Raw genomic sequence first — 777 nt, 5'->3', positions numbered from 1 at the left:
CTAGGCTCAGGACTCATAACCAATAGATGACCAAAGCGGCGAGAGCGATTGCTGAGAGGAATACTCTGGGGCACCTGTCGTACCGCGTCGCCACACGGCGCCAGTCCTTCAATCTGCCAAACATGATCTCGATCCGATTGCGGCGTTTGTAGCGGCGCTTGTCGTATCGGACAGCTGTCTTGCGCTGTTTACGGCATGGGATGCACGCGCGTATCCCTTTGTCTTTCAACGTTTCTCTGATCCAATCAGCATCATAGCCGCGGTCACCCAGCAACCATTCGACATTGGGCAGACTGCTAATCAATGTCCTCGCACCAATGTAGTCGCTGACCTGACCCGCAGTGACAAACAGATTCAAAGGGCGTCCCCGACTGTCACAAACCGCATGCAACTTTGTGTTCATGCCACCCTTAGTGCGCCCAATCAGACGTCCACGTCCCCCTTTTTCACCGCAAGACTGGACGCTGTGCGATGGGCTTTGAGGTACGTAGCATCGATCATGACCGTCTTTTCTTCGCCGTGGTTGGCAGCCAAGCCGACCAACATCTGGGCAAAGATACCTTTGTCACTCCATCGCTTCCAACGATTATAGAGCGTCTTATGTGGTCCATATTCCCTAGGTGCATCGCGCCACCGTAACCCGTTGCGATTGATGAAGATAATCCCACTCAAGACACGCCTGTCATCAACGCGAGGTTTGCCGTGGGACTTTGGGAAGAAGGGCGCCAGACGCGCCATTTGCTCGTCGCTCAACCAGAAAAGATCAGACATGTTCAC

General features: G+C 53.9%; 1 protein-coding gene. It reads right to left on the bottom strand.

What is annotated here, in order from left to right:
* Nucleotides 1-13 precede the first annotated feature (13 nt).
* A protein-coding gene (locus ACR0IV_RS21750) for an IS5 family transposase (protein ID WP_480661162.1) occupies nucleotides 14-771 on the bottom strand; the annotation gives its coding sequence in 2 pieces (ribosomal slippage) (nucleotides 14-450 and nucleotides 450-771; 759 coding nt in all).
* Nucleotides 772-777 lie beyond the last annotated feature (6 nt).

Source organism: Ruegeria sp. C2 (genome assembly GCF_056537765.1).
The sequence above is the reverse complement of the archived record's forward strand: the minus strand, read 5'-3'. Positions and strand labels throughout refer to the sequence as shown.